This is a genomic window from uncultured Maribacter sp. (assembly GCF_947496775.1).
Lineage (GTDB): Bacteria > Bacteroidota > Bacteroidia > Flavobacteriales > Flavobacteriaceae > Maribacter_B.
Window position 1 is genome coordinate 525,387 of sequence record NZ_CANMDU010000001.1, and the last position, 25,450, is coordinate 550,836.

Here is a 25,450-nt window from a genome sequence, read left to right on the forward strand (position 1 = left end):
TTTATTATTGTTAGATATAATTAAAAAATAACTAATGAACGAAGAAATACAATTTATACTAGACAGCACAAAAGAAAGCATGGATGCTGCCATGTTACATTTAGAAAAAGCATTTTTAAAAATACGTGCAGGTAAAGCTAGCCCGGCAATGCTAGCTAGTGTAATGGTAGACTATTATGGCTCACAAACCCCTTTAGGTCAAGTTGCAAATGTAAATACTCCAGACGCAAGAACCATTACAGTACAACCATGGGAGAAAAACATGCTTCAAGAAATTGAAAAAGCTATTATGATTGCAAATCTAGGATTTAACCCTATGAATAATGGCGATAGTATCATCATTAATGTTCCGCCATTAACTGAAGAAAGAAGAAAAGATTTAGCAAAACAAGCGAAAGCAGAGGCAGAAGATGCAAAAGTTAGTATTCGTTCGGCCAGACAAGATGCGAATAAAGAAATTAAAAATTTAGAAGGAGCTTCTGACGATTTAAAGAAAAATGCAGAAGCAGATGTTCAAGAATTAACAGATACTTTTACAAAAAAAACTGATAGTTTCTTAGCTTTAAAAGAAGCTGAAATTATGAAAGTATAACCTGTATTACGAATACACAAAGCGGCTACTTTAGCCGCTTTTTTTGTTTTTACAAACCGTATATTTTAAAAACAATATTTTGATTACGCTTTTTAGGAACACAACCTATCATTATTTACCTTTGCAATCTTGCTTTATAATTGCATTTACAAATAGAAGCTTTACTTCATGGTAGCAAAACTTACACAAGGATTTTGGGCTAAAACAGCTAATATAATTCTTAGAAACAGAATCTTAATTTTACTACTAATTGCTGCATTTACGGTATTCATGGGGATGCAATGGGAAAACATGCGTTTCTCTAACTCCCAAGCTAATTTATTACCAGACGACCATCCTGTAAATTTAGAGTACAATTCCTTTTTAAAGCAATTCGGAGAAGAAGGCAACGCCGTAGTATTTGCTATAAAAGATAGTTCCTTTTTCTCCACGAAAAATTTTAATCGTTGGAATAAACTAAGCAAGCAACTAGGCGCATTTCCAGAAGTAGATTTTGTTTTATCCACAGACAACTTACAGGAACTTAAAAAGGACACTACCCAACAAGCGTTTGTTATGGTTCCTTTAATAAAAAACAAGCCCCAAAACCAAGCCGAAGTAGATAGTATAAAAAACCACCTATTTAACAACCTCCCATTTTACGAAAGTCTATTATTCAACAAAGAAACCGGTACCATGCGTACTGTAATGTACTTAGATAAAGACATTGTAAATACCTCGGTAAGAAAAGATTTTATCCTAAAAGATATGACACATCTTATCGAAAACTTTGAAGAAGAAACAGGATTAAACGTTCGTATTTCTGGAATGCCGTACATACGTACTATGAATTCTCAAAATATTATAGATGAAATTGGAAAGTTTATATTAGCAGCTCTAGGAGTTACTTCTCTAATCTTTTTCTTCTTTTTCAGAAGCGTACGAGCCACTATAATATCCATGTGCATAGTAATTATTGGGGTAATGTGGGCTTTTGGTATACTTGGACTTTTACAATATGAAATTACCGTATTAACTGCTTTAATTCCTCCTTTGATAATTGTTATTGGCATACCCAACTGTATATTTTTAATAAACAAATACCAACAAGAAGTAAAGAAACATGGCAACCAAGCATTATCTCTTCAGAGGGTAATTTCTAAAATTGGAAATGCTACTTTAATGACAAATATTACTACGGCTTCTGGTTTTGCTACTTTTATTATTACAGACAGTAAGTTATTAAAAGAATTTGGTATTGTTGCTTCTATTAATATAATTGGAATATTTATACTATCCCTCCTTATAATTCCAATTATATACAGCTTTATGCCTTTACCAAAAACAAAGCATTTAAAGCATTTAAACAAAAAATGGATTGACGCTTTTGTTAATTGGACAGAAAGAATAGTGCGCCACAAAAGAATTGCAGTTTATATAACATCTATTATATTACTTGTAGTTAGTATAATAGGAATTTACCAAATAGATATTTCCGGAAGCCCTATTGAAGATATGCCTAAAAAAGCAGAATTTTTTCAAGATATACGTTTTTTTGAACAAGAGTTCGATGGCATAATGCCTGTCGAAATTGTAGTAGATACCAAGCGCCCTAAAGGAGTACTAAAACCTACCACACTTAAAAGAATGAATCGTTTAGGAGAAATCATTGAAGATATTCCCGAACTATCCAAACCGGTCTCAGTTGTAAACTTAGTTAAATATTCCAAGCAGGCATTTTACAATGGCATCCCTAAATATTACCAATTACCCACTACGCAAGAAAACAACTTTATTATGGATGTTGCCCGAAAATCATCTGACAACGGAAATATGCTGAAAAGTTTTGTAGACAGTACAGGTCAAACTGCTAGAATTACCACTTTCATGAAAGACGTAAAAACTAGTCGCATGGAAGAAATTGAAATTAGACTAGAAGAACATATTGCTAAAATTTTTCCTGAAGAAAGATACAATGTATACATGACAGGTAGCGCCCTATTATTCTTAAAGGGAACTAAATATTTAGTAAAAAACTTAATTATGTCCCTTGCCCTTGCTATTGGTTTAATAGCATTATTTATGGCATATTTATTTCGTTCTTTCAGAATGATTGTAATTTCATTAATTCCTAATTTACTCCCACTTTTAGTAACCGCCGGCGTAATGGGTTATGTTGGGGTACCAATAAAACCATCTACAATATTAGTTTTTAGCATCGCTTTTGGTATTTCGGTCGATGATACCATTCATTTTCTTGCCAAATACAGACAAGAGTTAATTGCAAATAAATGGCGTATTAAAAAATCTGTTTATGCAGCCCTAAGAGAAACTGGCGTAAGTATGTTCTACACTTCCATTGTTCTTTTCTTTGGATTTTCTGTTTTTGTAATTTCGAATTTTGGAGGTACTGTAGCTCTAGGAGCTCTTGTTTCTGCCACTTTATTATTTGCTATGTTAGCAAATTTAATACTGCTACCTTCATTATTGCTTTCGCTAGAACGAAATATAGCTAATAAAGAGGTTCTTAAAAAGCCTCAAATTGATATTCTTCCTAAAGAAGAACTAAATAGTAAAGACGCAAAAAAATAAGTTCCTTTTAATACATTAAAGAAGACTAACATTTTTTATTAAAAAGGCTATCTTTGATTTTTTAATATTTGATGCATTTTTAATATGAAGTCCACTAGTGTAAAAGAACTATTATCTGGAAAACATCTATTACAGGAAGTTACTGTAAATGGATGGGTAAAAACCTTTAGAAGCAAACGTTTTATAGCCCTTAATGACGGCTCTACCTTAAACAACTTACAATGTGTTGTAGATTTTGAAGAGCTAGACGAGAATCTCTTAAAACAAATTGCTACTGGTGCAGCTTTAAAAATTACGGGTACCTTGGTAGAAAGTCAAGGCCGTGGTCAAAGTGTAGAAATACAAACCAAAGACATCTACGTTCATGGTACAGCTGACCCTGAGACTTACCCAATTCAGCCTAAAAAGCATTCTTTAGAGTTTTTAAGAGAAAAAGCACATTTACGTATAAGAACTAACACTTTCGCTGCGGTAATGCGGGTGCGCTCTGCCTTATCTTTTGCAATACATCAATATTTTAGACAAAACGATTTCAACTATTTCCATGCTCCTATAATTACTGGTTCCGATGCCGAAGGGGCTGGTGAAATGTTTAGAGTAACTACTTTAGACCAAAAAAATCCTCCGCTAACAGAAGAAGGAGATGTTAATCATAAAGAAGACTTTTTCGGAAAAGAGACCAATTTAACAGTATCTGGTCAATTAGAAGCAGAGGCATATGCAATGGCATTAGGAAAGGTATATACCTTTGGGCCTACTTTTAGAGCTGAAAATTCTAACACTTCGAGACATTTAGCCGAGTTCTGGATGATAGAACCAGAAGTAGCATTTAACGATTTAGACGCTAATATGGATTTAGCAGAAGATTTCATTAAAGATGTTATTAATTACGTTTTAACGAACTGTTCAGAAGATCTTGAGTTTTTAGAAAAAAGGCTTTTAGACGAAGAAAAATCTAAACCGCAAGCAGAACGCAGTGAAATGCCACTTATAGAGAAACTGAAATTTGTTGCTGAAAACAATTTTAAAAGAGTTAGCTATACAGAAGCCATTGACATATTAAGAAATAGCAAACCAAATAAAAAGAAGAAATTTAAATACCCAATAGATGCTTGGGGAGCAGATTTACAAAGTGAACATGAGCGCTACTTAGTAGAAAAACACTTTAAATGTCCGGTTATTCTATTTGATTATCCTGCCGATATTAAAGCATTTTACATGCGTTTAAATGAAGACGGAAAAACTGTTAGAGCTATGGATATTCTTTTTCCAGGTATCGGAGAAATTGTTGGTGGCTCCCAAAGAGAAGAGCGCTTAGATGTGCTATTAGAAAAAATTGCTGCCCTGGGTATTGATGAAAAAGAGCTTTGGTGGTATTTAGATTTAAGAAAGTTTGGTAGCGCCGTGCACAGTGGTTTTGGATTAGGTTTTGAACGTCTAGTTCTCTTCGCTACTGGCATGGGTAATATAAGAGATGTAATTCCTTTCCCAAGAACACCTCAAAATGCGGAGTTTTAACGGGATTTACTTAACTTTATAATTAGTAGAAAGTAACCCTATGCTTAAACAACATTTACAATTTAAATTATCTCAAAAATTATCGCCTCAACAAATTCAATTAATGAAGTTGATTCAATTGCCTACACAGGCCTTTGAACAGCGTCTTAAACAGGAGCTAGAAGAAAACCCTGCGTTAGAAGGTGGTAAAGAAGAAAAAGAAGCCTTAGGAGATGATTATGCCGATGTATATGAAGAAAGTGATAGCGAAACTATAACTGCAGAGGATATAAATATTGATGATTATCTAAGTGATGACGAAATTCCTGATTACAGAACTAAAACTAGTAATTACAGTGCGGACGAAGATGAAAAAAGCGTACCATACGCCTCTGGGACTACTTTTAATCAGTTCTTATTAACGCAATTAAATACAGTTTACCTATCTGATGAAGAATGGGGGATTGCCGAATTTTTAGTTGGTAGTGTTGACGAGAGCGGATACATAAGACGGCCCATTACAGATATTTTAGATGACCTTGCTTTCACTCAAAACATATACACCAATGAAGAAACCATATTAAAAGTTCTTCATATAGTTCAAGCACTAGACCCTCCTGGTGTTGCTGCAAGATCCTTGGAAGAATGTTTAATTATTCAGTTAAAAAGAAAAGAAACTACTACGAGTATAGAACTTGCTATTACCATACTAGATAAATCGTTTGAACAATTCACTAAAAAACATTACAAAAAGCTAATAAACAAGCACAACATAACAGAAGATCAGCTAAAAGAAGCTATATCCGAAATAGAACGTTTAAATCCAAAACCAGGCGGTTCTTATGCCGGTAACAATAGAATCGTGGAACATGTGGTTCCTGATTTTTCTATTAAAATTGCAGATGGAGAATTGGAACTCACATTAAATGGCAGAAACGCACCTGAACTTCATGTTAGTAGAGAGTACAGCAATATGTTACAGGGTTACAAAGATTCTAAAGAAAAATCTAAATCCCAGAAAGATACCGTTCAATTTATAAAGCAAAAACTAGATGCCGCCAAATGGTTCATTGATGCCATTAGACAAAGGCAACAAACTTTGTTTATTACTATGAATGCCATAATGCAATATCAAAAAGAATACTTTTTATCTGGTGATGAGCGCAATCTTAGACCAATGATATTAAAAGATATTGCAGATGAAATTCATATGGATGTTTCTACAGTTTCGCGCGTTGCAAATAGCAAGTATGTAGATACACCCTACGGAACCAAACTAATAAAAGAATACTTCTCTGAATCCATGAAAAACGAGCAAGGAGAAGACGTTTCTACTAAAGAAATTAAAAAAATATTAGAAACTGTTATCGCTGAGGAAACTAAGAAAAAACCACTTACAGATGATAAATTAGCAGCAATTTTAAAAGATAAAGGATATCCCATTGCCAGAAGAACAGTAGCAAAATACAGAGAACAACTAAGTATTCCTGTTGCCAGACTACGTAAACAGATTTAATGAAAAACTTTCAAGAGATAATTTCCTATATCTTTCACCCATTATTCACCCCAATTATTGGAACATTATCTTATTTTGTATTAACTCCAAAATACAGCCCCATCACCCTACAGAGTGGAAACATTTTGCCCATATTTATACTAACCATTATCATTCCCATTGTTTCCTATCTGATTCTTAGAAATATTGGAGTAGTTCATACCGTTTTTATGCCTACTTTACAAGAAAGAAAATATCCATTATATATTAATATTGCGTTGCTTTTAATGGTTATTTACAAAGTAATACCGTACAATTACACAAGTGAACTATACTATTTCTTTATCGGTCTTGTTTGCGCATATTTTAGTTCCTTATTGCTTCTTTTTTTTAATTTCAAAAGCAGTATGCATCTAATAAGTATGGGCAGTCTTATTATGTACCTCATAAGCTTAAGTATACATTTTGAAATAAATATAACTCTTGCTCTATGCTTTTTTACAGTGGCAACTGGTCTAGTAGCGTCTTCCAGACTTTATTTAAAAGCCCATAGCAAAGCAGAAATTTTCGTTGGCTTCATTGTTGGTGTTACCTCTCAACTACTGACTATCAAATTCTGGCTTTAAGCTTTAATTAACTATTTCCTCCCCTTCATAAGTAATATAGTTTATCTTTAAAGCATTCACCTTTCTAAGTTCTTGCTTAATATCCGAAATTAGGCCCATATTGGCTTTTTTATCCACCTTTAAAGCCACTGTTACAAACCCTCTTAAATGGCTTGGTTTTTTAGCTATTTCAGCCAAAACAAAAGGACCAACATCGGAAACATTTGCAAGCTTATCATTCAATTGAATTTTTGGCTCCTCTCCTACTATATGAACATAATTCTGAGTAGGCTTTCCAACATATATATAAACTATTCTATCTTTATGTTCCATTTTCTTTATCTCCGTGGCACTTGGTAATATATTTTCCACTTTTAAAGCTTCCTCTTTCATAACAGTAACAGTCATGAAAAAGAATAAAAGCATAAATACAATATCTGGCAAAGAAGCTGTGGAAATCTCTTGGGATTTAGCGACATTATTTTTTTTAAATTTAGACATAATATAAAGGATTTAATTTCTATTAGCTTCTGACAAATTCAATGGAAACATGTTCTGAATAGCTTTAATCTTTTTCTTTGCTTTTTCCTTTTCAGCAGAAGTAACATCAGGAGCGTTATACATAGCCTCTAAGGAACTATAATCAACATTATATAATCTATTAGCTTCCCTTGAACGAAGCTCCCCATAAGCCAATAACAATTCATTCTGAATGGATATATAACCCTCATACACTGCATCTCTACTTGTAATTAATGATATTATTGCTTTTAAAGGACTATCTGAAGATTTAGCGTCTCGTTTACCTTTACAATAGCTACAATAAAAATCATCAGAACTTATCGCCCCGCCATTATCCAAAAATTCTATAGCCAAAAGTTTTAAATCACTTAAAGCAACTATATCATCATCAATTAGTAATTCTCCTTTATCATTGACAGTTATAGCCAAAATATTTTTCTTCTTTACATCCATAGTAGAAATAGTATCTATTGGAGGTAACAAACGATTCATACCAGAATCTGTTTCAATACTAGTAGTAACTAAAAAAAAGATAAGTAACAAAAAAGCAATATCCGCCATAGAACCGGCACTTACTTGAGGCATTTCGTCTCTTAAAGCCATAATACAAACATTTAATTAAACAATAGGTTTTGCCTAGCTAACTAAGTGCGTAAGTTCATTAATCTAAATTGTGGGGCAATTACTGTTAATAAAATATTAATATCAACATTTATGCCATTAATAAGAAAATAAAACTTAAAGTATATAAAAAATTAGACCTATTCGCAACGGTCGCATTAATATAGGATCACCATTAATTAACACATTGTCTTTAAACAAACTATTTAAACCATAGTAAGCATGGAAATTAAACGTATTATAACCGAGACTAAACGTTAATCCATAAACCAATTTTTCAGTATCCTTATTATAAAAAGAATCATCCCCAAGATCACTAACAATTTTTGATCTTGAGCTTACAACATAACCCAATTTGAAACCAGCGTAGATTCTCCAAAATTTATAATTGCTAGGTGTTGCATTTCGCCATCTAAATTCTAATGGCATTTCAATTAAATGAGATTCTAGTTTATTTCTCTTATAATCCTTACTGCTTACAATAGAATACTCAATATCAGAACCTATCTCAGTAGCTCTTAAATTAGAGTAATAGGTATTTATAGCATAACCCAAACCCAAACCTAATGCCACATTTCTATCTTTAGACAAAGGAATATCTTTTATAAACCCAGCTTGTAAACCATAAGACAAGTTTCTTTGACCTACATCATCATTGGGTTGATTTACTAAAAAATTGTAGGTCACCCCAAGGTAAACTTGGTCTTCTAAAAAAGAGGAGTCTAAACGTAAAGAATCTACTTTGTTTTGCCCTTGAGTAGAAATAAAAAACAAAATAAGTAGCAGTAAATTAAAAAATTTCATAAAGTAAATTTACACAAATAAAAAAGCGCTTCAAATAAAATTTGAAGCGCTATTAAGTTTGAAAGTATATTAACTAAACTAATTTTTAAATGCATCACCTTCATAGGTGGTATAATTCACCTTAAGGGCATTCACTTTTCTTAATTCCAATTTAATATCCGCTATTAAACCCATATTTGCGTTTTTATCTACTTTTAAAGAAGTAGTTAAAACATTCTGCAGCTCTTGTGATTTTTTTGCACGCTCCATTAAAATATAGTCACCAACCTCTGAAGGATTAGCGAATTTATCATTTAATTGAATCTTAGGTTCCGTACCATATGTTTTGGTGTACTCCTTTGTAGGTGCTCCAACATATATGGTAATAACTCTATCCTTTTTCTCTAATTTTTTAATCTCATTAGCCTGCGGAAGTTCATTAGAAACTTTAACAGAACTATCTTTCATAACTGTTACCGTCATGAAAAAGAATAAAAGCATAAATACAATATCTGGAAGTGAAGCAGTCGATACCGCTGGCACTTCTCCATCTTTCTTTTTTGCGAACTTTGACATACTGTTATTTTTTGCTTAATTAATTAGACGTGGATGTTTCTGCTTCAGAAAGCTTTTGAGGAAATAAAGCTTGTATTCTCTTTACTTTTTCCTTTAATTCTTCTTTAACATCTTTATCCGTTTCTGGATTTAAGTACTCGGCCTCCATAGCTGTAAAATCTTTTTTATAAAGTCTTTGCGACTCTCTATCTCTAAGATCATTATAAGCTCCAACTAATTCATTTTGTACTGTTATGTAAGTACTATATTTAGTTTCTCTATCACTTTTTACAGAGATAATTGCTTTAGAAGGACTATCTGATGAACTAGCATCTCTTTTCCCTTTACAGTATTTACAATAATCCTCAGTTCCTGAAGGTGCACCACCATTATCTAAAAATGCAGTAGCTTTTTCTCTTAACTGATTTAATTGAATTAGCTCTCCATCGGCTAATAATTGACCACTCTTGTTAATGCTAACCTGAAAAATATTTTTCTGCTTAACAATAACATCCTGTTCTGTTGGCGGCTCCATTGGCGGTAACATACGATCCAAACCTGCATCTGTTTCAATAGTTGTTGTAACTAAGAAAAAGATTAACAATAAGAATGCTATGTCTGCCATAGAACCGGCGCTTACTTCTGGTGCTCCCGCTCTTCTTGCCATAGTCGTTTTATTTTATTTACTAAACATTTTTTTAACTGCTGGTACTACTAAAGAACCTACTGCAATAATAGTTAGGATATAAAATATATTCAATCCCATTCCTATTTTCTTTACAGTACTCTCGTCGCTCATAGCCATAGCTTTATCATCTACATCAGTACCGCTAGCTAAAACGTAAGAAACAATTACAACTAATAAAAAACCTCCGATTACAAACAAAGCTTTTTTAATCCCCTGAGGGTTTGCTAAAAGATTCTTAATTGTAAAAATTAAGCTAAACACAACTGCTGCACCTAGTAATAAATAAGTAATTAAGAACATAGCGCCCATTGCGCCATTTTCAGCAGCCTCAGCAACTGGCATTTCACTATCTGGAAGCATAAACCATAATACAGCTCCTATAAGGCCTATTACGATTAATACTATTTTTAAAATTTTATGCATGACATTAATGTATTAAGTCCGACTTATTTTTTATGATCTACCAACATATCAATCAACGAGATTGAAGAATCTTCCATATCATTAACGATACTATCAATCTTAGCGATAATGTAGTTATAAAAGATTTGTAGAATAATAGCCGTAATAAGACCAAATACAGTTGTTAATAATGCTACTTGTATATCACCTGCAATAAGAGATGCACTTAAGTTACCTACAGCTGCAATCTTTTGGAAGGCTTGAATCATACCAATTACCGTACCCATGAAACCAAGCATTGGTGCAATAGCGATAAATAAGGATAACCAAGAAACGTTTTTCTCTAATTGACCCATTTGTACACCACCGTAAGCTACAACAGCTTTTTCAGCAGATTCTACACTTTCACCAGCTCTATCCAAACCTTGGTAGTATATAGAAGCAACAGGTCCTTTTGTATTTCTACAAACCTCTTTTGCAGCTTCAACACCTCCTGAAGCTAAAGCATCTTCTACTTGTTGCTTTAATTTAGAAGAGTTTGTACTTGCTAAGTTTAAATATATAATTCTTTCTATTGCAACAGCCAATCCTAATATTAAACATAAAAGTACTATTCCCATGAAGCCTGCGCCCCCTGTAATAAACATTTCTTTTAATACTTGTGTAAAACTTTTTGCTGCTTCAGCATCTCCTTGTAATATTACTACTGCTGCTGATGTTTTTGCACTTACTGTATTTGCACTTAGAACAAATAACCCAGTCATTGCTAGGGTAGAGAATAATTTTTTCATTTTTTCAAACTTAAATTTAGTTAGTTAATAAGGGTTAAAGATAAATAAAAATACATTATAATTAAAAAATTTCTGCAGAGAGGAAGGGATTCGAACCCTCGATACCCTTTTGGGGTATACACACTTTCCAGGCGTGCGCCTTCGACCACTCGGCCACCTCTCTATTTTAGCCTTAAAGGTCTGCCAAATAACAAAAAAAATATTAGTTAAAGAAATATTCTGTGTTATTTTTAACACATCTCTCCTCGAAGAGATGTTTCAAAAATTGTCTTAAACGATTTCGTAGTCACACCATTTCCCAGCATATACATTAACTTAGTTATTGCTGCCTCCGTTGTAATATCCTTACCGTTAATAACTTGCATATCCAACATAGCTTTACTAGTTTCATATTGACCCATTATAACACTTCCACCGGAGCACTGGGTAACGTTAATTATAAATAAATTATTTTTTATTGCTTTTTTTAATTCATCCAAGAACCAATCCTCCGTAAATGCATTTCCCGCACCATATGTTTCCAAAATTAATGCCTTTAATCCTGAAATTTGAAGTACCGATTGCAAAACTTTAGGGCATAATCCCGGAAAGAGTTTCAAAACAGCAACATTATTATCCAACCTTTTATGAACAAAAAACTTTTTCATTGCTTTTGGACGAAATAAATTTTCTTTAAAAACTTTTAAATGCACCCCCGATTCTACTAATGGCGGATGATTTAAAGAAGAAAAAGCTTCAAAGTGCTCTGCATTGATTTTAGTTGTTCTATTCCCCCTATATAACTTATATTCAAAATACAAACCAACCTCTTGCACTACAGATTTCCCTTTCTCTTTTAACGCTGCTATTTGTATGGAGGTTATTAAATTTTCTTTAGCATCTGTACGCAAGTCTCCAATTGGCAGTTGCGAGCCCGTAAATATTACTGGTTTTCTTAAATTCTCTAAAAGGAAGCTCAAAGCTGAAGCCGTATAACTCATGGTATCACTTCCATGTAAAACAACAAACCCATCATGAGTAGTATAATTATCCTCTATTACACTTGCTATATGAACCCAATGCTCTAAATTCATATTAGAAGAATCAATAGGCTTATCAAAAGAATAAGTTTCTATATCGCAATCTAACTGATTTAGTTCTGGGATATTGTTTAAGAGTTCATCAAAATTAAAAGCTTTTAAAGACCCTGTCTCATAATCCTTTACCATACCAATAGTACCTCCGGTATAAATTAACAATATTCTATTTCCTTTCTCTTTCAATTAGCTTCGCATTTAAAATTAGACCTCCTCACAACTCCTAAACTCCAAATACCTCTTTAGAGTTTAAGGTAGTTTGCTTTGCAACCTCTTCCTGGGCAACTCCATATATTAAAGATACCTTTTCTAAAACATTAAGAATATAAAGACTTTCATTTCTTTTTCCCCGATACGGCACTGGGGCCAAATATGGGGCATCTGTCTCTAAAACAATATGACTCAAATTAATTTGATTTAAAAAAGTATCTATTTTACCATTCTTAAAAGTAACAACCCCTCCTATACCAAGTCTCATATTATAGGAAATTGCTTTTTTTGCTTGCTCTAATGTACCAGTAAAGCAATGAAAAACACCAAATAAATCCTCCCCTTTTTCAGACTCTAAAACCTCGAACACCTCATTAAAAGCATCTCTACAATGGATAACAATAGGTAATTTGTATTTTTTCGCTAATTGAATCTGCTCCTTAAAGGCTATTTGCTGCTCTACTAAAAAAGATGTATCCCAATACAAATCAATACCAATCTCTCCTACTGCAACATATTTCCTGGCCACTAACTGCTCTTTCACATGTCGTAATTCTTCCTTAAAATTCTCTTTCACATGTGTAGGATGCAAGCCTGTCATTAAAAAAACATTTTCAGGAAATGTTTTTTCCAATTGCAACATAGACTCCGTATAAGTAGAATCTATCGCCGGAATAAAAAATCTTTCCACTCCTTTATCTATAGCTTTTTGTATTACCTCTTTACGATCTTCATCAAAAGCTTCACTATATAAATGTGTATGTGTATCTGTAACAATCATAGCGCAAAAATAGCCTTATCTTTGATAAAAAGAATACATGTCATCGTTGAAAAATTTCTTAGAAAAGAAAAAATACACTAAAGTCCCTCTAACATTAACCGCAACTAATCATTTTGAAATAACAGCAAAATTAAACAACATCACAGGTCGCTTTATTTTGGACACAGGAGCCTCTAATACTTGCGTAGGGTTCGACAAAATGGAATTCTTTAATCTTACCTCAAAAGCATCTAAAATTAAAGCAGCAGGAGCGGGAGCAACAAATATGGAAACTTTAATATCTACCAAAAACAAAATAGAAATATTAGACTGGCAAATGCATAAACTAAAACTCGTTTTATTTGATTTACAACATGTAAATGAGGCTTTAACCTCGCACAATGCACTTCCTGTAGATGGTATTATTGGCGCTGATGTTCTAAAAAAAGCTAAAGCAATAATTGACTATAAGAAGAAATGTGTTTACCTAAAGCAAAAAGCCTAAAGAAAATTTTCTTTAGGCTTTTTGCTTTATATATTATTCAGAAATTTTACAGTTCCAAAGCTTTTTTAACATTCGAAGCCATTAAAATTTCTTCAGGATTTTCCAAAGCTTCTTTTACTGCCACTAAGAATCCTACAGATTCTTTGCCGTCAATAATTCTATGATCATAAGAAAGAGCAACATACATTATAGGAGCGATAGCAACCTCTCCATTTTTAACTACTGGTCTTTCTACAATATTATGCATTCCCAAAATTGCACTTTGCGGTGGATTAATAATTGGCGTAGATAACATAGAACCAAAAACACCTCCATTGGTAATTGTAAAAGTACCACCTGTCATTTCATCCACAGTAATCTCCCCTTCTCTAGCTCTTATTGCCAAACGTTTTACTTCTGACTCAACCCCTCTAAAAGTAAGGTTTTCCGCATTCCTTATTACCGGAACCATAAGCCCTTTTGGACCAGAAACAGCAATACTTATATCACAAAAATCAAAAGAAAGCATTTCTTTACCATCTATCATAGAATTAACAGATGGATACATTTCTAGCGCTCTAACCACTGCCAATGTAAAGAAAGACATAAAACCAAGACCCACACCATGTTTCCCTTTAAATTCTTCCTTGTATTGCTTCCTTAATTCAAAAATAGGTGCCATATCCACTTCATTAAAAGTGGTTAACATCGCCGTTTCATTCTTAACAGAAACCAAACGCTCTGCTACCTTTCTTCGCAACATAGACAGTTTAGATCGGCTTTCTCCACGATTACCTCCTGTTGGTGTTCCCATAGACGGTACAGCATTAACTGCATCTTCTTTAGTAACTCTACCATCTTTACCTGTTCCTTTTACAGAACCTGCATTAATACCTTTTTCGCTTAATATCTTTTTTGCTGCTGGTGAAGCACTACCCGTTGCATAACTTTCTTTTGTAGGAGTCGCAACTACTTCTTTTTTAACTTCTTCCTTAGGAGCTTCAACTTTACTTTCTTCCACAGAATCTCCACCTTCTGGTTTTGCTGCACTTGTATCTATTAAGCAAACTACTGCCCCTACTTCAACCGCATCACCAACTTCCGCTTTTAGAGTAATAACCCCACTCTGTTCCGCTGGCAATTCTAAAGTAGCCTTATCTGAATCTACCTCAGCAATGGCTTGGTCTTTTTCTACATAATCACCATCTTCCACTAACCATTCCGCTATCTCAACTTCTGTTATAGACTCCCCCGGAGAAGGAACTTTCATTTCTAGAATCATTATTTATCTAATTTGATGTATTATTATTTTTTTGGTCTTGTTAAATTATTTTTGGTTTTATCAAAAACATAATCTATTACTTGTTGATGCCTCATTTTAGAGCGAACAGCACTACCAGCTGCTGGTGCCGCATAAAATCTTCTTGAAGCTACACGAAGTTTTTGGGCTTCGCTAAAATGCATCATCATATGACTCCATGCTCCCATATTCCTAGGCTCCTCTTGCGCCCAAACAAAATCATCAGCATTTTTATATTTATCCATTATTGCCTTCATCTGATTTTCTGGCAATGGAAACAACTGCTCCACACGCACTAAAGCAACATCTTCTCTATTTTTTGATTCTTTAACCGCCAGTAAATCGTAATAAAATTTACCCATACAGAAAACTACAGATTTCACTTTTTTTACCTCTACACTAGCATCATCAATTACTTCTTGGAAACCACCTGATACAAAATCTTCAATTGGAGATACTGCTTTAGGATGTCTTAACAAGCTCTTAGGAGTAAAAACAACTAACGGCTTTCTAAACTTAGCTTTCATTTGCCTCCTTAATATATGAAATATTTGTGCAGGTGTACTCACATCTGCTATATACATATTATCTCTCGCACACAATTGTAAATAACGTTCCATTCTCGCGGAAGAGTGCTCTGCTCCTTGCCCTTCATAACCATGAGGCAATAACATTACCAATCCGTTTTGCAGTTTCCATTTATCTTCGGCAGCAGAAATATATTGATCCAACATAATTTGCGCTCCATTACTAAAGTCTCCAAATTGAGCCTCCCAAATGGTTAAAGTGTTGGGGCTAGCCATCGCATAACCATAATCAAAACCGACAACACCGTATTCAGATAATAATGAATTGTATATTTGAAATTCTCCTTGTTCTTTACCTATTGAGTTAAGAAGTAGAACTTCTTCCTCGCTCTCTTCTACTTTTATCACGGCGTGACGGTGAGAAAAAGTCCCTCTTTCTACGTCTTGTCCAGACATCCTTACATTAAAACCTTCTTTTAACAGAGAGCCATAAGCTAAAAGCTCACCCATCGCCCAATCTAACTTATTGGTTTCGAAGAACATTTTATGTCTGTCCTTTATTAGCTTTTCGACTTTTCTTAGGAATTTTTTATCCGAAGGGAGCTCTGTAATAACTTTAGCAATTTCCGAAAGACTTTCTTTATTAAAAGCAGTATCTACTTTTTTAAGCATTTCCCACTCCCGAACATTTTCAAATCCGCTCCACTCATCCGCCATAAAAGGAGTGATGATTGTTTTATCTTCCTTTCTTGAATCTTGCAATTCTTCTTCTAGAGATTCTTTATATTGTTTTTCTAGCCCTTTAACATAACCAGAATCAATAACACCCTGCTCCATAAGTTTAGCTGCATATATATCTCTAGGATTTTTATGCTTAGCTATTGTCTTATACAGTTTAGGCTGCGTAAATCGAGGTTCATCTCCTTCATTATGACCGTATTTACGGTATCCTAATAAATCGATAAAAACATCTCTACTAAAACGCATTCTATATTCTAATGCAAACAAAAATGCATGTACAACCGCTTCGGCATCATCTGCATTAACATGCATTACAGGGCTCAAAGTAACCTTACCTACATCTGTACAATAAGTAGATGATCTAGCGTCCAAATAATTTGTAGTAAAACCAATTTGGTTATTTACTACTATATGAATTGTTCCTCCTGTTTTATAACCATCTAAAGTAGCCATTTGCACTACTTCATAAACCAATCCTTGCCCAGCAATAGCTGCATCTCCATGAACAACTATAGGAAGGACTTTAGAAAAATCTTCTTTATATTGGGTATCTTGTTTTGCTCTTGCAATTCCCTCAACTACAGCTCCAACCGTTTCTAAATGTGATGGATTTGGCGCAATACTCATTTTAATTTTATTGCCATTATCTGACATACGGTCCGATGTCCACCCTAAATGATATTTAACATCACCATCAAAAATTTCCTCTTCATAATCTTTACCATCAAACTCACTAAAAATATCTTTAGCTGCTTTACCAAAAATATTGGTTAAAACATTAAGTCTTCCACGGTGAGCCATTCCCATTACAAATTGTTTTACTCCCATTTCGGCAGCTCTTTCTACTATTGCATCTAAACCAGGGATTAACGATTCATTACCTTCTAAAGAAAATCTTTTCTGACCCACATATTTAGTATGCAAAAAACTTTCAAAAGAAACAGCTTGATTCAGTTTCTTTAAAATATGTTTTTTATCCTCATTACTGAGTGCTGCTCTATTATCGTTAACATTCAGCCAATTTTGAATCCACTCTACACGCTCAGGGTTCCTTATATACATATACTCGACCCCAATAGCATCGCAATAAATACTTTTAAGGTGTTTTATTATATCTCTAAGTGTACTTGGACCAATACCAATAACCTCTCCTGCATTAAAAACTGTGCCGAAATCGTTTTCCGAAAGACCAAAATTTTCGATATCTAAAGTTGGAGTGTATTTACGTCTTTCCCGAACAGGATTTGTTTCTGTAAACAAATGCCCCCTACCTCTATAACCATTGATTAACCTAATAACCTGGAATTCTTTTTGCAAAGTAGTAGGGATTTCCACTTCTTTACCATCAGCTCCTAAAATGGTACCGTTTTCTGATGAAATCTCTAATTCATCAATAGCACTTTCCATTCCAAAATCGAAACCTTGAAAAAAAGCTCTCCAACTAGGCTCAATACTATCTGGGCTAACTAAATACTTGTCATATTGCTCTGCAAAAAAAGATGTATGCACAGCATTTAAAAAGGAATATTTATCCATTTATTTTTTTCTGTAACTTTAGAATAAATTTTACCAAAAATACAACTTTTACGATTTCTAATGGTATCTTAACTAGTAATTCTAGAAATAAATAAACAATTATGACTAAAACCGACAAAACCTTATTAAAAAGCTTTTTTTGCCTTATCTTTTTTGCATTAAGCATCAATTTATGCAACTCTCAAAACCTCACTAGTCAAAATTCTTTCTGGAAAAACGTTCAATTTGGTGGTGGTATTGGCCTTGGGTTTTCCAATGGTGGTTTTAACGGGACTTTATCTCCTAGCGCTCTTTATAATGTAAATCGCTATATTTCCACTGGAATTAGCTTGAATATAAATTACGCCAAATACGATTTCAATAAATTATTTGCATACGGAGGAAGTATTCTTACACTTTACAATCCTACATCTTTTTTACAACTATCTGGCGAATTAGAGCAATTACGAATTAACGAAACTTTAGATTTAGTTTCTGGGACTATAAAAAATAATTATTGGTCACCAGCTTTATTCTTGGGTGCGGGTTACAGAAGCAACAATATTACTTTTGGCATTAGATACGATGTGCTTCATGACAAAAACAAAAGTATTTATGCAGATGCTTGGATGCCTTTTGTAAGAGTATATTTTTAATTACCTGTACTTTTCTTTTAACCTGACTTTTTGCAACTCCCTCTTTATAATTAAAAAACAAACCTGCTCTGCAATATCTACAGCATCCGTTACTTTTATTTCTTTAAAAGCTTTTTCAGGCACATCTACAACATATAACAGATTAAGATACTTATCAAATTTTTCTAAGATTAAAACATAGATTTTTTCATGTAATAACGCTATCAAGTTTATAGGCTCCACTTTTAATGAAATTTCTAAATCTATATTTGCTAGGATAAAATCTTTCTTTATTTGTTCTACTAAATTAATATACAATTTTTCTGAAATTGCCTCCCCAACAAGCTCTTTTATATTCTTAAATTTCATACTCCCAATAGACCCAAAAGTCAAATAGTCAAATAGTCTTTTACCTTTTATAAACCACGCCTTCTTTCATAACAAAAGAAACCTTTTCTACAGTATGTATATCATTAAAGGGGTTATTATCTACCGCAATAATGTCTGCAACGAACCCTTCCTTAATTTGCCCTATTTTATCCTCTACCCCTAATAGTTTAGCGTTTGTAATAGTAGCTGATTTAAGCGCTTCTTTAATTGGCATTCCTACTTCAACCATATACCCGAATTCTTTTGCATTAAGACCATGCGGAAAAACACCTGCATCCGTACCAAAAGCAATTGGCACTCCTTTTTTATATGCCCTCTTAAACATATCTTGAATCAATGGACCAATAGCTGCAGCTTTTTGCGCAACAATTTCTGGAAAAAAACCTTGTATTTTAGCTTTTTCTGCTACTTGTTTCCCTGCAGTTATCGTTGGAACCAAATACGTATTATACTGCTTCATTAATTCCATGGTTTCGTCACTCATCATGGTTCCATGTTCTATAGTTTTTATCCCTCCAAGAATTGCTCTTTGCATTCCTTCATCACCATGGGCATGTGCAGCTGTTAACATACCGTAGTCTTTTGCCGTTTCCGTAATTGCTTTTATTTCCTCTATTGTAAATTGAGGATTATGACCACTTTTAGCCACACTAAGAACTCCCCCAGTAGCTGTTATTTTTATAACATCTGCACCATCTTTATATCTTTGTCTGACTGCTTTTTTACCATCTTCCGGAGAGTTAACCACCCCTTCTTTAGGGCCAGGGTTCCCCATTAGCTCCTTCTTCATCCCATTGGTTGGGTCCGCATGACCTCCAGTTGTAGCAATTGCTTTACCCGCAGTAAAAATTCTTGGTCCAACAACCAATCCCTTATCAATAGCATTTCTTAAAGCTATATTTACTCCAGTTCCTCCTAAATCTCTAACCGTAGTAAATCCCGCCATTAATGTTCTCTTAGCATAAACAGTAGACTCAAAAGCAACATCCGCCTCATTATCAGTAAATCGTTTGGTATACGTTTTCGGCCCTGACTCTTGCTCAATATGCACATGCATATCTATAAAACCAGGAAGAACAACTTTTGTTTTTAAATCGATTACAATATCTTCATTAGTTCCCGATGTAAATCCGTTATCAATAGTTTTAATCCTATCTCCCGACACAACAATAGTTTTTTCTAAAATAGATTTACCATTAGCTACATCTATAATTGTTCCACATTGAATATAGGTGTCTTGCGCCGTAATTGTATATACAGATAATAAAAGAAAAATATGAAGTATGTTTCGCATAATAAAAAAGGTATAAAAATTAGTCAGGGGAAATATACTAATATTTCCCCTGACTTTCTTTTTTATTATAAACTTAGCAAAGTTCTTAACTTCTTATTTTCTCTTCCCAGTCCCAAGCCGATTTCATAGCTTCGTCTAAGGAGTATTGAGACTTCCAACCTAACACTTCATTAGCCTTTGTAGTATCTGCATAAGCGGAAGTAATATCTCCTGCTCTTCTATCCACTATTTTATAATTTAATTTTTTACCAGAAACTCTCTCAAAACTTTGGATTACCTCTAATACAGTACTTCCTTTTCCCGTACCTACATTAAATACTTCGTAGTTCTCTGTATTTTTACCTTCTAGTAATCTTTTTAGAGCTAAAACATGTGCTTTTGCCAAATCTACTACATATATATAATCTCTTACACATGTGCCATCTGGTGTAGGATAATCATCCCCAAAAACAGACAATTCCTCACGAAGCCCTGCTCCTGTTTGCGTAATAAAAGGCACTAAATTTTGTGGAACTCCAATTGGTAATTCCCCTATTTGCACACTTGGGTGCGCTCCCATTGGATTAAAATAGCGCAATGCAATAGCATTAAGGTTTGCATTTACTTTACAGGTGTCTGCAATTATTTCTTCTCCCATTTGCTTAGTATTACCATAAGGAGATTCCGCTTGTTTTACCGGAGCACTTTCCGTTATCGGCATTTTATCTGCTTGTCCATATACTGTACATGAAGAACTAAAAATAAAACTAGCCTTATTTTTAGCTGCTAATTCTTTTAAAAGATATACTAGTGTTCCAATGTTGTTTTCATAATAAAGTAATGGCTTCTCAACACTTTCTCCAACCGCCTTAGACGCTGCAAAATGAATAACACCTTGAACGTCTGCATGACGTTTAAAAAAATCTTCAACTTTAGATCTCTCTTTCAGATCAATTTTTTCAAACAATGGTGTTTTTCCCGAAATAGAAGTAATTCCGTCTAAAACTTTTTCCGAAGAGTTAGAACAGTCATCTATAATAACAACCTCATAACCTTCATTTTGTAATTCTACTACAGTATGTGACCCGATAAACCCAAGACCTCCAGTAACTAGTATTTTCATTTATTTTTATTTTATGGTAACGTTTAGAATTTGCAATAGTAAAACCTATATTTTTTATCCGTTAACAAAATCGATAAGCGTATTCGTTATATAGGTTATCTGCTCATCATCTAACTCTGTATGCATTGGCAAAGAAATAACTTCTTCTACCAGTTGATTTGTCACAGGAAAATTCTCTTCCAAATATCTTTCATCTACATACGCCTTTTGCTTATGTAAAGGAATAGGATAATAAACACCACAAGGAATATCTTTTTCGCTAAGGTGCTCTACTAATGCATCTCTTTTTCCGTTAGTTATTCTTAATGTATATTGATGAAAAACATGATTATCATAGGAATCATTCCCTTTTGTTTGAGCCATTTTAGGCACAACAATATTCGACTGCCCCTCAAAAGCTTTTGAATATTTACTAGCAGATACTCTTCTACTAGTGCAGTACTGATTTAACTTAGGTAATTTTGCGCTTAACACCGCTGCCTGAATAGAATCTAAACGAGAATTTACACCAACAACATCATGGTGATACCTCTCGTACATGCCATGATTTACAATTCCTCTTAAGGTATGAGCCAAGGCGTCATCATTTGTAAAGATTGCTCCCCCATCCCCATAACATCCTAAATTTTTCGACGGGAAGAAACTAGTAGAACCTACGTGACCTATTGTCCCCGCTTTTTGTTTACTGCCATCTTTAAATTTATAATCCGCTCCAATTGCTTGTGCATTATCTTCAATTACAAAAAGGTTATGTTTTTTTGCTATATCTAGTATAACATCCATATTAGCACATTGTCCAAACAAATGTACAGGAACAATCGCTTTTGTTTTAGGTGTAATCGCCTTTTCTATAGCCACTGGATCTATATTAAAAGTATCTAGCTCCACATCTACCAAAACTGGCGTTAATTGTAATAAACCAATAACCTCAACAGTTGCTGCAAAAGTAAAATCAGCGGTTATAACTTCATCTCCAGGTTTTAAACCTAAACCCATCATGGCAATCTGTAAAGCATCTGTACCATTAGCACATGGAATTACATGTTTAACCCCCAAATAATCTTCTAGTTCTTTTTGGAAAGCATGCACATGGGGTCCATTAATATATGTAGAAGATTCTAAAATTTGGGTAATGGAAGTATTTACTTGCTCTTTAAGAGATTGGTATTGCCCTTGAAGGTCAACCATCTGAATTTTTCTCATTTTGCTCTTATATAAGTGTGTAAAATTACAAAATTAAGGGAGCGTAACCAATGATTTTATAGAAAGAAACGTATTTTAGCATTAAACCAAAAATAGGTGTATTTTTTCTATAACACTATAATATCAGTTGCAGCTATATTACTTAGAGTAATAGCTCTTTTTAGTCCTAAGATTTCTCTGTTTGTTAAGGGGCGTAAAGACGTTTTTTCCGCACTAAGGAAAAACATATCTGCATTAGACAAAACTATTTGGATTCATGTCGCTTCTCTTGGAGAATTTGAGCAAGGCCTACCTGTAATAGAAAAACTAAAATCTATTTATCCTAAATATAAAATCTTAATAACTTTCTTCTCCCCATCTGGCTATGAGGTAAAAAAAAATACAACAGCGGGCGACATTGTAACTTATTTACCACTAGACACTAAGAAAAATGTATTACAATTCTTAAATACAGTTCAACCGGAGCTAGCAATTTTTGTAAAGTACGAGGTATGGCCTAATTATTTGAGAGAACTTCAAAAAAGAAAAATACCAACAATACTACTCTCCGCTATTTTTAAAAAGGAACATATTTATTTTAAAACCTATGGCGGTTTTATGCGCAAAACACTTTCTAAGTTCACGCATATTTTTGTGCAAAATGATACTTCCAAAGAATTACTTGACACCATAAACTATGAAAATGTAAGTATTAGTGGAGACACAAGGTTCGATAGGGTTGCCGAAATTCTAAGAAGAGACAACTCTTTAGATTTCATTTCTAATTTTAAGGGGGCTTCTAAATGTTTTATAACAGGTAGTTCTTGGCCTGAAGATGAAGCAATAATTACACCATACATTAATCAATGCAGCAGGAATGTAAAATATATTATTGCTCCGCATAACATTAAAGCTGATCATATTTTAGCATTAAAAACCTCTATTAACAAAGCAGTTATTTGCTATTCCGAAATACAAAATAAAAATATTGCGGATTACGATGTACTAATAATAGACACCATTGGTTTATTAACCAAAATATACAGTTACGCTGAAATAACCTATGTAGGTGGGGGCTTCTCTACTGGTTTACACAATACTTTGGAACCTGCTGTTTTTGGTGTTCCGGTTATTATTGGCCCTAATTTTTCTGGATTTAAAGAAGCGGAAGATTTGGTGAAATTAAAAGGAGTTTTACCCGTTAGCAGTACGTCTGAGTTTGAAAAACTAATGAATAAATTTCTTGAAGATTCTGACTTTCTTAAAACCACCAGTACCATTAACAAAAATTATGTTCAGAATAATACTGGTGCTAGCATCCAAATACTAGATTACATCCGTACTTTATTATAACAATCTATTCCATTACATATGAAATTGCCCCAAACTTTCATTGTTCTGGTTTTGGGAATACTTTGTTTTTTTTCTTGCAAAAAAGACATCCGCAAAGGCTTACCCCAAAAACAAGAACAAAACAACATTACAGATTCTCTAAAGACTGCTCCTAAAAAACAACAACCTGTTCCTTATTTTCCTAAAACGACCCCCATTAAAAAGAAAGAGACCACCAAAAGTGACACTTTAAAACCGAGGTTTGCTACACCTTAAGCCAATACATTATTGCAAATAATTGATTTTTATTTCAATTTTAAAATCATGGATTAGCTTCGCAAAAATACCATTTTAACGAAAAAACAAGCATTTCAACGAGACAAAATACTGTAAATTAAGTATTTAATCGAAATCCCCTATGAATTTTGAGGTTATACAAAACTAAAATCTTACATTGTAATAAATAAATAATATTATGGAACAGGAAATTACATTCGGTGTAAAATTACTGAACGGATTCCTAGGTATTACCGTAATCGCTTTAGTAGGTGTTTTGATATCTGTAGCATTATGTCTTATTCTTTGGTCCGTTGGTATTTTGTAACCACAAAAGAGCTGATTTCCCCAAATTGACTTCCTATTTATTGTTTAAAATTTAATTTTGACAAGCCAAAAAGCTCCTTAAAAAAGGAGCTTTTGTTTTATATAATATAGCACACTAAACTTCTATTAGACAAACCAAACAGATAGTACATAATATAAGGCAAATTAAAAATCTTCAAGGTCTTCTTTATTTTCTACTCTTTTCTTTATAGCTTCAAAAACACTAATCCATTTATCATCTAAAGAGATATCCTTATCTATTAAATTCTTTATATAACTTTCTACACTATCTTCTTTATTCTGCTGAATTAATGAATCTATCCAATTACTTTGTTTTACCGATAATTCAATTGTAATCTTTTTTCTCACTTTACAAAAAATTTTGGATTTTACTACTACACTATATAACAACTAACCTACTATCTCTCTTTATTCTTATCAGAACTTATTCTCATTCTATCAATAATTGGCATTTTATCAATTTCCAATTCTATACTGTCGAACAGCTCCATAACTTCTAAATGTTTATTATTGTATATGCTATCTAGGGCTTTAGAATATTCTTTCCATACAGGTTTAAGTTCCTCTAAAAGTGTAATTCCTTTATCCGACAACCCAACCAACTTAGAACGACCATCATCTGGATTAATTACCACATGAACTAGTTCTCTTTCTTTTAGTTCTTTTAATACATTTTTAACGGTAATATGTGTAAAACCAACTTGCAAGGCAATATCATTTATCGTCAATTTGTCTTCAGCACATGCTAGTGCATGATAAACGGGGGACCAAACAGTTTTAAAATCTATGCCCGATTCTTTATAAACACGATCCCCTTCAGCATATAATTTTTCACTTATGCGTCTAAAGGCAGAAGCACCAACTAATCTTCCAAATTGTTCAAAAGAGACATCCATATTGTTTTTTATAAAAGGCCTTTCATAAAAATATGAAAGTTGTTTCATATATTCAAAAAAAACTCACTTTATTTAATGTAAGCTGATTCATTCTTATTAAAATATTACGTAATCTATAACGTTCGAATAAATTGTGTACGACTAAAAGTTCCCTAAAAAAAAGTTTCAAAAAAGCACTATTTACATATAGTATTCGATACTTTTTAAAACAATATGCATAAAGTCATAAAAGTCAAATGATAATTCTGTTTAAGAGATAA

General features: G+C 33.4%; 26 protein-coding genes and 1 tRNA gene. 9 read left to right on the forward strand and 18 right to left on the reverse strand.

The features are described 5' to 3' along the window. Positions 1-34: 34 nt before the first annotated feature. From frr to Q0856_RS02435, 5 genes are all read left to right on the forward strand, one after another. Positions 35-592, forward strand: a complete 558-nt coding sequence (frr, locus tag Q0856_RS02415) for a ribosome recycling factor (protein WP_298473745.1) — start codon at positions 35-37, stop codon at positions 590-592. Positions 593-760: 168 nt separating this feature from the next. Continuing rightward, entirely contained in the window at positions 761-3,163 is a 2,403-nt protein-coding gene (locus Q0856_RS02420; RefSeq protein ID WP_298502226.1) for an efflux RND transporter permease subunit, read from the forward strand. Positions 3,164-3,247: 84 nt separating this feature from the next. Beyond that, positions 3,248-4,681 (forward strand): asparagine--tRNA ligase, encoded by a 1,434-nt coding sequence (asnS, locus tag Q0856_RS02425; protein ID WP_298473751.1) that lies wholly within the window; start codon positions 3,248-3,250, stop codon positions 4,679-4,681. A 40-nt stretch (positions 4,682-4,721) separates the two neighbouring features. Continuing rightward, a complete protein-coding gene (gene rpoN, locus Q0856_RS02430; protein ID WP_298502229.1) occupies positions 4,722-6,176 on the forward strand; it encodes an RNA polymerase factor sigma-54 in 1,455 nt (484 codons plus the stop codon). Then, positions 6,176-6,781 (forward strand): hypothetical protein, encoded by a 606-nt coding sequence (locus tag Q0856_RS02435; protein WP_298502231.1) that lies wholly within the window; start codon positions 6,176-6,178, stop codon positions 6,779-6,781. Before rpoN ends, Q0856_RS02435 begins: the two co-directional genes overlap by 1 nt. A gap of 3 nt (positions 6,782-6,784) precedes the next feature. Here the strand turns inward: Q0856_RS02435 and Q0856_RS02440 are convergent, their stop codons facing one another. The 10 genes from Q0856_RS02440 to Q0856_RS02485 form a co-directional block, all read right to left on the reverse strand. Beyond that, positions 6,785-7,261 carry a biopolymer transporter ExbD gene (locus tag Q0856_RS02440; protein ID WP_298502236.1) on the reverse strand — a complete coding sequence of 159 codons (477 nt, stop codon included), beginning with the start codon at positions 7,259-7,261 and terminating at the stop codon, positions 6,785-6,787. Positions 7,262-7,273: 12 nt separating this feature from the next. After that, positions 7,274-7,885 carry a biopolymer transporter ExbD gene (locus Q0856_RS02445; protein WP_298502238.1) on the reverse strand — a complete coding sequence of 204 codons (612 nt, stop codon included), beginning with the start codon at positions 7,883-7,885 and terminating at the stop codon, positions 7,274-7,276. Positions 7,886-8,020: 135 nt separating this feature from the next. Then, on the reverse strand, positions 8,021-8,707 hold the full coding sequence (locus Q0856_RS02450; RefSeq protein ID WP_298502241.1) for a porin family protein: 687 nt from the start codon (positions 8,705-8,707) through the stop codon (positions 8,021-8,023). 78 nt (positions 8,708-8,785) lie between these two features. Continuing rightward, the gene (locus tag Q0856_RS02455; RefSeq protein WP_298473761.1) at positions 8,786-9,262 is read right to left on the reverse strand and encodes a biopolymer transporter ExbD; all 477 of its coding nucleotides are present in this window, start codon (positions 9,260-9,262) and stop codon (positions 8,786-8,788) included. 19 nt (positions 9,263-9,281) lie between these two features. Further along, positions 9,282-9,908 (reverse strand): biopolymer transporter ExbD, encoded by a 627-nt coding sequence (locus Q0856_RS02460; protein WP_298473763.1) that lies wholly within the window; start codon positions 9,906-9,908, stop codon positions 9,282-9,284. Between the two features lie 12 nt (positions 9,909-9,920). Beyond that, entirely contained in the window at positions 9,921-10,352 is a 432-nt protein-coding gene (locus tag Q0856_RS02465; protein ID WP_298473766.1) for a hypothetical protein, read from the reverse strand. Between the two features lie 23 nt (positions 10,353-10,375). Next, positions 10,376-11,122 (reverse strand): MotA/TolQ/ExbB proton channel family protein, encoded by a 747-nt coding sequence (locus tag Q0856_RS02470; RefSeq protein ID WP_298473769.1) that lies wholly within the window; start codon positions 11,120-11,122, stop codon positions 10,376-10,378. Positions 11,123-11,197: 75 nt separating this feature from the next. Beyond that, a tRNA-Ser gene (locus Q0856_RS02475) sits at positions 11,198-11,285 on the reverse strand. Between the two features lie 67 nt (positions 11,286-11,352). Beyond that, the gene (locus Q0856_RS02480; RefSeq protein WP_298473771.1) at positions 11,353-12,384 is read right to left on the reverse strand and encodes an asparaginase; all 1,032 of its coding nucleotides are present in this window, start codon (positions 12,382-12,384) and stop codon (positions 11,353-11,355) included. A 37-nt stretch (positions 12,385-12,421) separates the two neighbouring features. Beyond that, a complete protein-coding gene (locus Q0856_RS02485; RefSeq protein WP_298502244.1) occupies positions 12,422-13,189 on the reverse strand; it encodes a TatD family hydrolase in 768 nt (255 codons plus the stop codon). A gap of 37 nt (positions 13,190-13,226) precedes the next feature. Here Q0856_RS02485 and Q0856_RS02490 point away from each other — a divergent pair, with 37 nt between their 5' ends. Then, complete coding sequence (locus tag Q0856_RS02490) at positions 13,227-13,673, forward strand: retropepsin-like aspartic protease (RefSeq protein WP_298502247.1); 447 nt, start codon at positions 13,227-13,229, stop codon at positions 13,671-13,673. 46 nt (positions 13,674-13,719) lie between these two features. On the opposite strand, the gene odhB is transcribed toward Q0856_RS02490, so the two are convergent. Further along, positions 13,720-14,934, reverse strand: a complete 1,215-nt coding sequence (gene odhB, locus Q0856_RS02495; protein ID WP_298502249.1) for a 2-oxoglutarate dehydrogenase complex dihydrolipoyllysine-residue succinyltransferase — start codon at positions 14,932-14,934, stop codon at positions 13,720-13,722. 23 nt (positions 14,935-14,957) lie between these two features. Continuing rightward, positions 14,958-17,756, reverse strand: a complete 2,799-nt coding sequence (locus Q0856_RS02500; RefSeq protein ID WP_298473782.1) for a 2-oxoglutarate dehydrogenase E1 component — start codon at positions 17,754-17,756, stop codon at positions 14,958-14,960. A gap of 101 nt (positions 17,757-17,857) precedes the next feature. Between Q0856_RS02500 and Q0856_RS02505 the strand changes: the two genes are divergently transcribed. Further along, positions 17,858-18,391 carry an alpha-ketoglutarate decarboxylase gene (locus Q0856_RS02505; RefSeq protein WP_298473786.1) on the forward strand — a complete coding sequence of 178 codons (534 nt, stop codon included), beginning with the start codon at positions 17,858-17,860 and terminating at the stop codon, positions 18,389-18,391. On the opposite strand, the gene Q0856_RS02510 is transcribed toward Q0856_RS02505, so the two are convergent. The 4 genes from Q0856_RS02510 to Q0856_RS02525 all read right to left on the reverse strand — a co-directional run bounded on the left by Q0856_RS02510 (position 18,392) and on the right by Q0856_RS02525 (position 22,359). Next, on the reverse strand, positions 18,392-18,739 hold the full coding sequence (locus Q0856_RS02510; protein WP_298502252.1) for a hypothetical protein: 348 nt from the start codon (positions 18,737-18,739) through the stop codon (positions 18,392-18,394). 40 nt (positions 18,740-18,779) lie between these two features. Next, complete coding sequence (locus Q0856_RS02515; protein WP_298502255.1) at positions 18,780-20,054, reverse strand: amidohydrolase family protein; 1,275 nt, start codon at positions 20,052-20,054, stop codon at positions 18,780-18,782. An 85-nt stretch (positions 20,055-20,139) separates the two neighbouring features. After that, positions 20,140-21,156 (reverse strand): UDP-glucose 4-epimerase GalE, encoded by a 1,017-nt coding sequence (galE, locus tag Q0856_RS02520; protein WP_298502256.1) that lies wholly within the window; start codon positions 21,154-21,156, stop codon positions 20,140-20,142. A 54-nt stretch (positions 21,157-21,210) separates the two neighbouring features. Continuing rightward, positions 21,211-22,359, reverse strand: coding sequence for a DegT/DnrJ/EryC1/StrS family aminotransferase (locus tag Q0856_RS02525; RefSeq protein ID WP_298502257.1), 1,149 nt, complete (start codon positions 22,357-22,359; stop codon positions 21,211-21,213). Between the two features lie 96 nt (positions 22,360-22,455). Between Q0856_RS02525 and Q0856_RS02530 the strand changes: the two genes are divergently transcribed. Both Q0856_RS02530 and Q0856_RS02535 read left to right on the forward strand, forming a co-directional pair. Continuing rightward, a complete protein-coding gene (locus Q0856_RS02530; protein WP_298502260.1) occupies positions 22,456-23,691 on the forward strand; it encodes a glycosyltransferase N-terminal domain-containing protein in 1,236 nt (411 codons plus the stop codon). A gap of 454 nt (positions 23,692-24,145) precedes the next feature. After that, positions 24,146-24,274 (forward strand): hypothetical protein, encoded by a 129-nt coding sequence (locus Q0856_RS02535; RefSeq protein WP_298473806.1) that lies wholly within the window; start codon positions 24,146-24,148, stop codon positions 24,272-24,274. Positions 24,275-24,438: 164 nt separating this feature from the next. Here the strand turns inward: Q0856_RS02535 and Q0856_RS02540 are convergent, their stop codons facing one another. Next, positions 24,439-24,642, reverse strand: a complete 204-nt coding sequence (locus tag Q0856_RS02540; RefSeq protein WP_298502263.1) for a hypothetical protein — start codon at positions 24,640-24,642, stop codon at positions 24,439-24,441. Between the two features lie 50 nt (positions 24,643-24,692). Next, a complete protein-coding gene (locus Q0856_RS02545; RefSeq protein WP_298502266.1) occupies positions 24,693-25,238 on the reverse strand; it encodes a winged helix DNA-binding protein in 546 nt (181 codons plus the stop codon). Positions 25,239-25,450 lie beyond the last annotated feature (212 nt).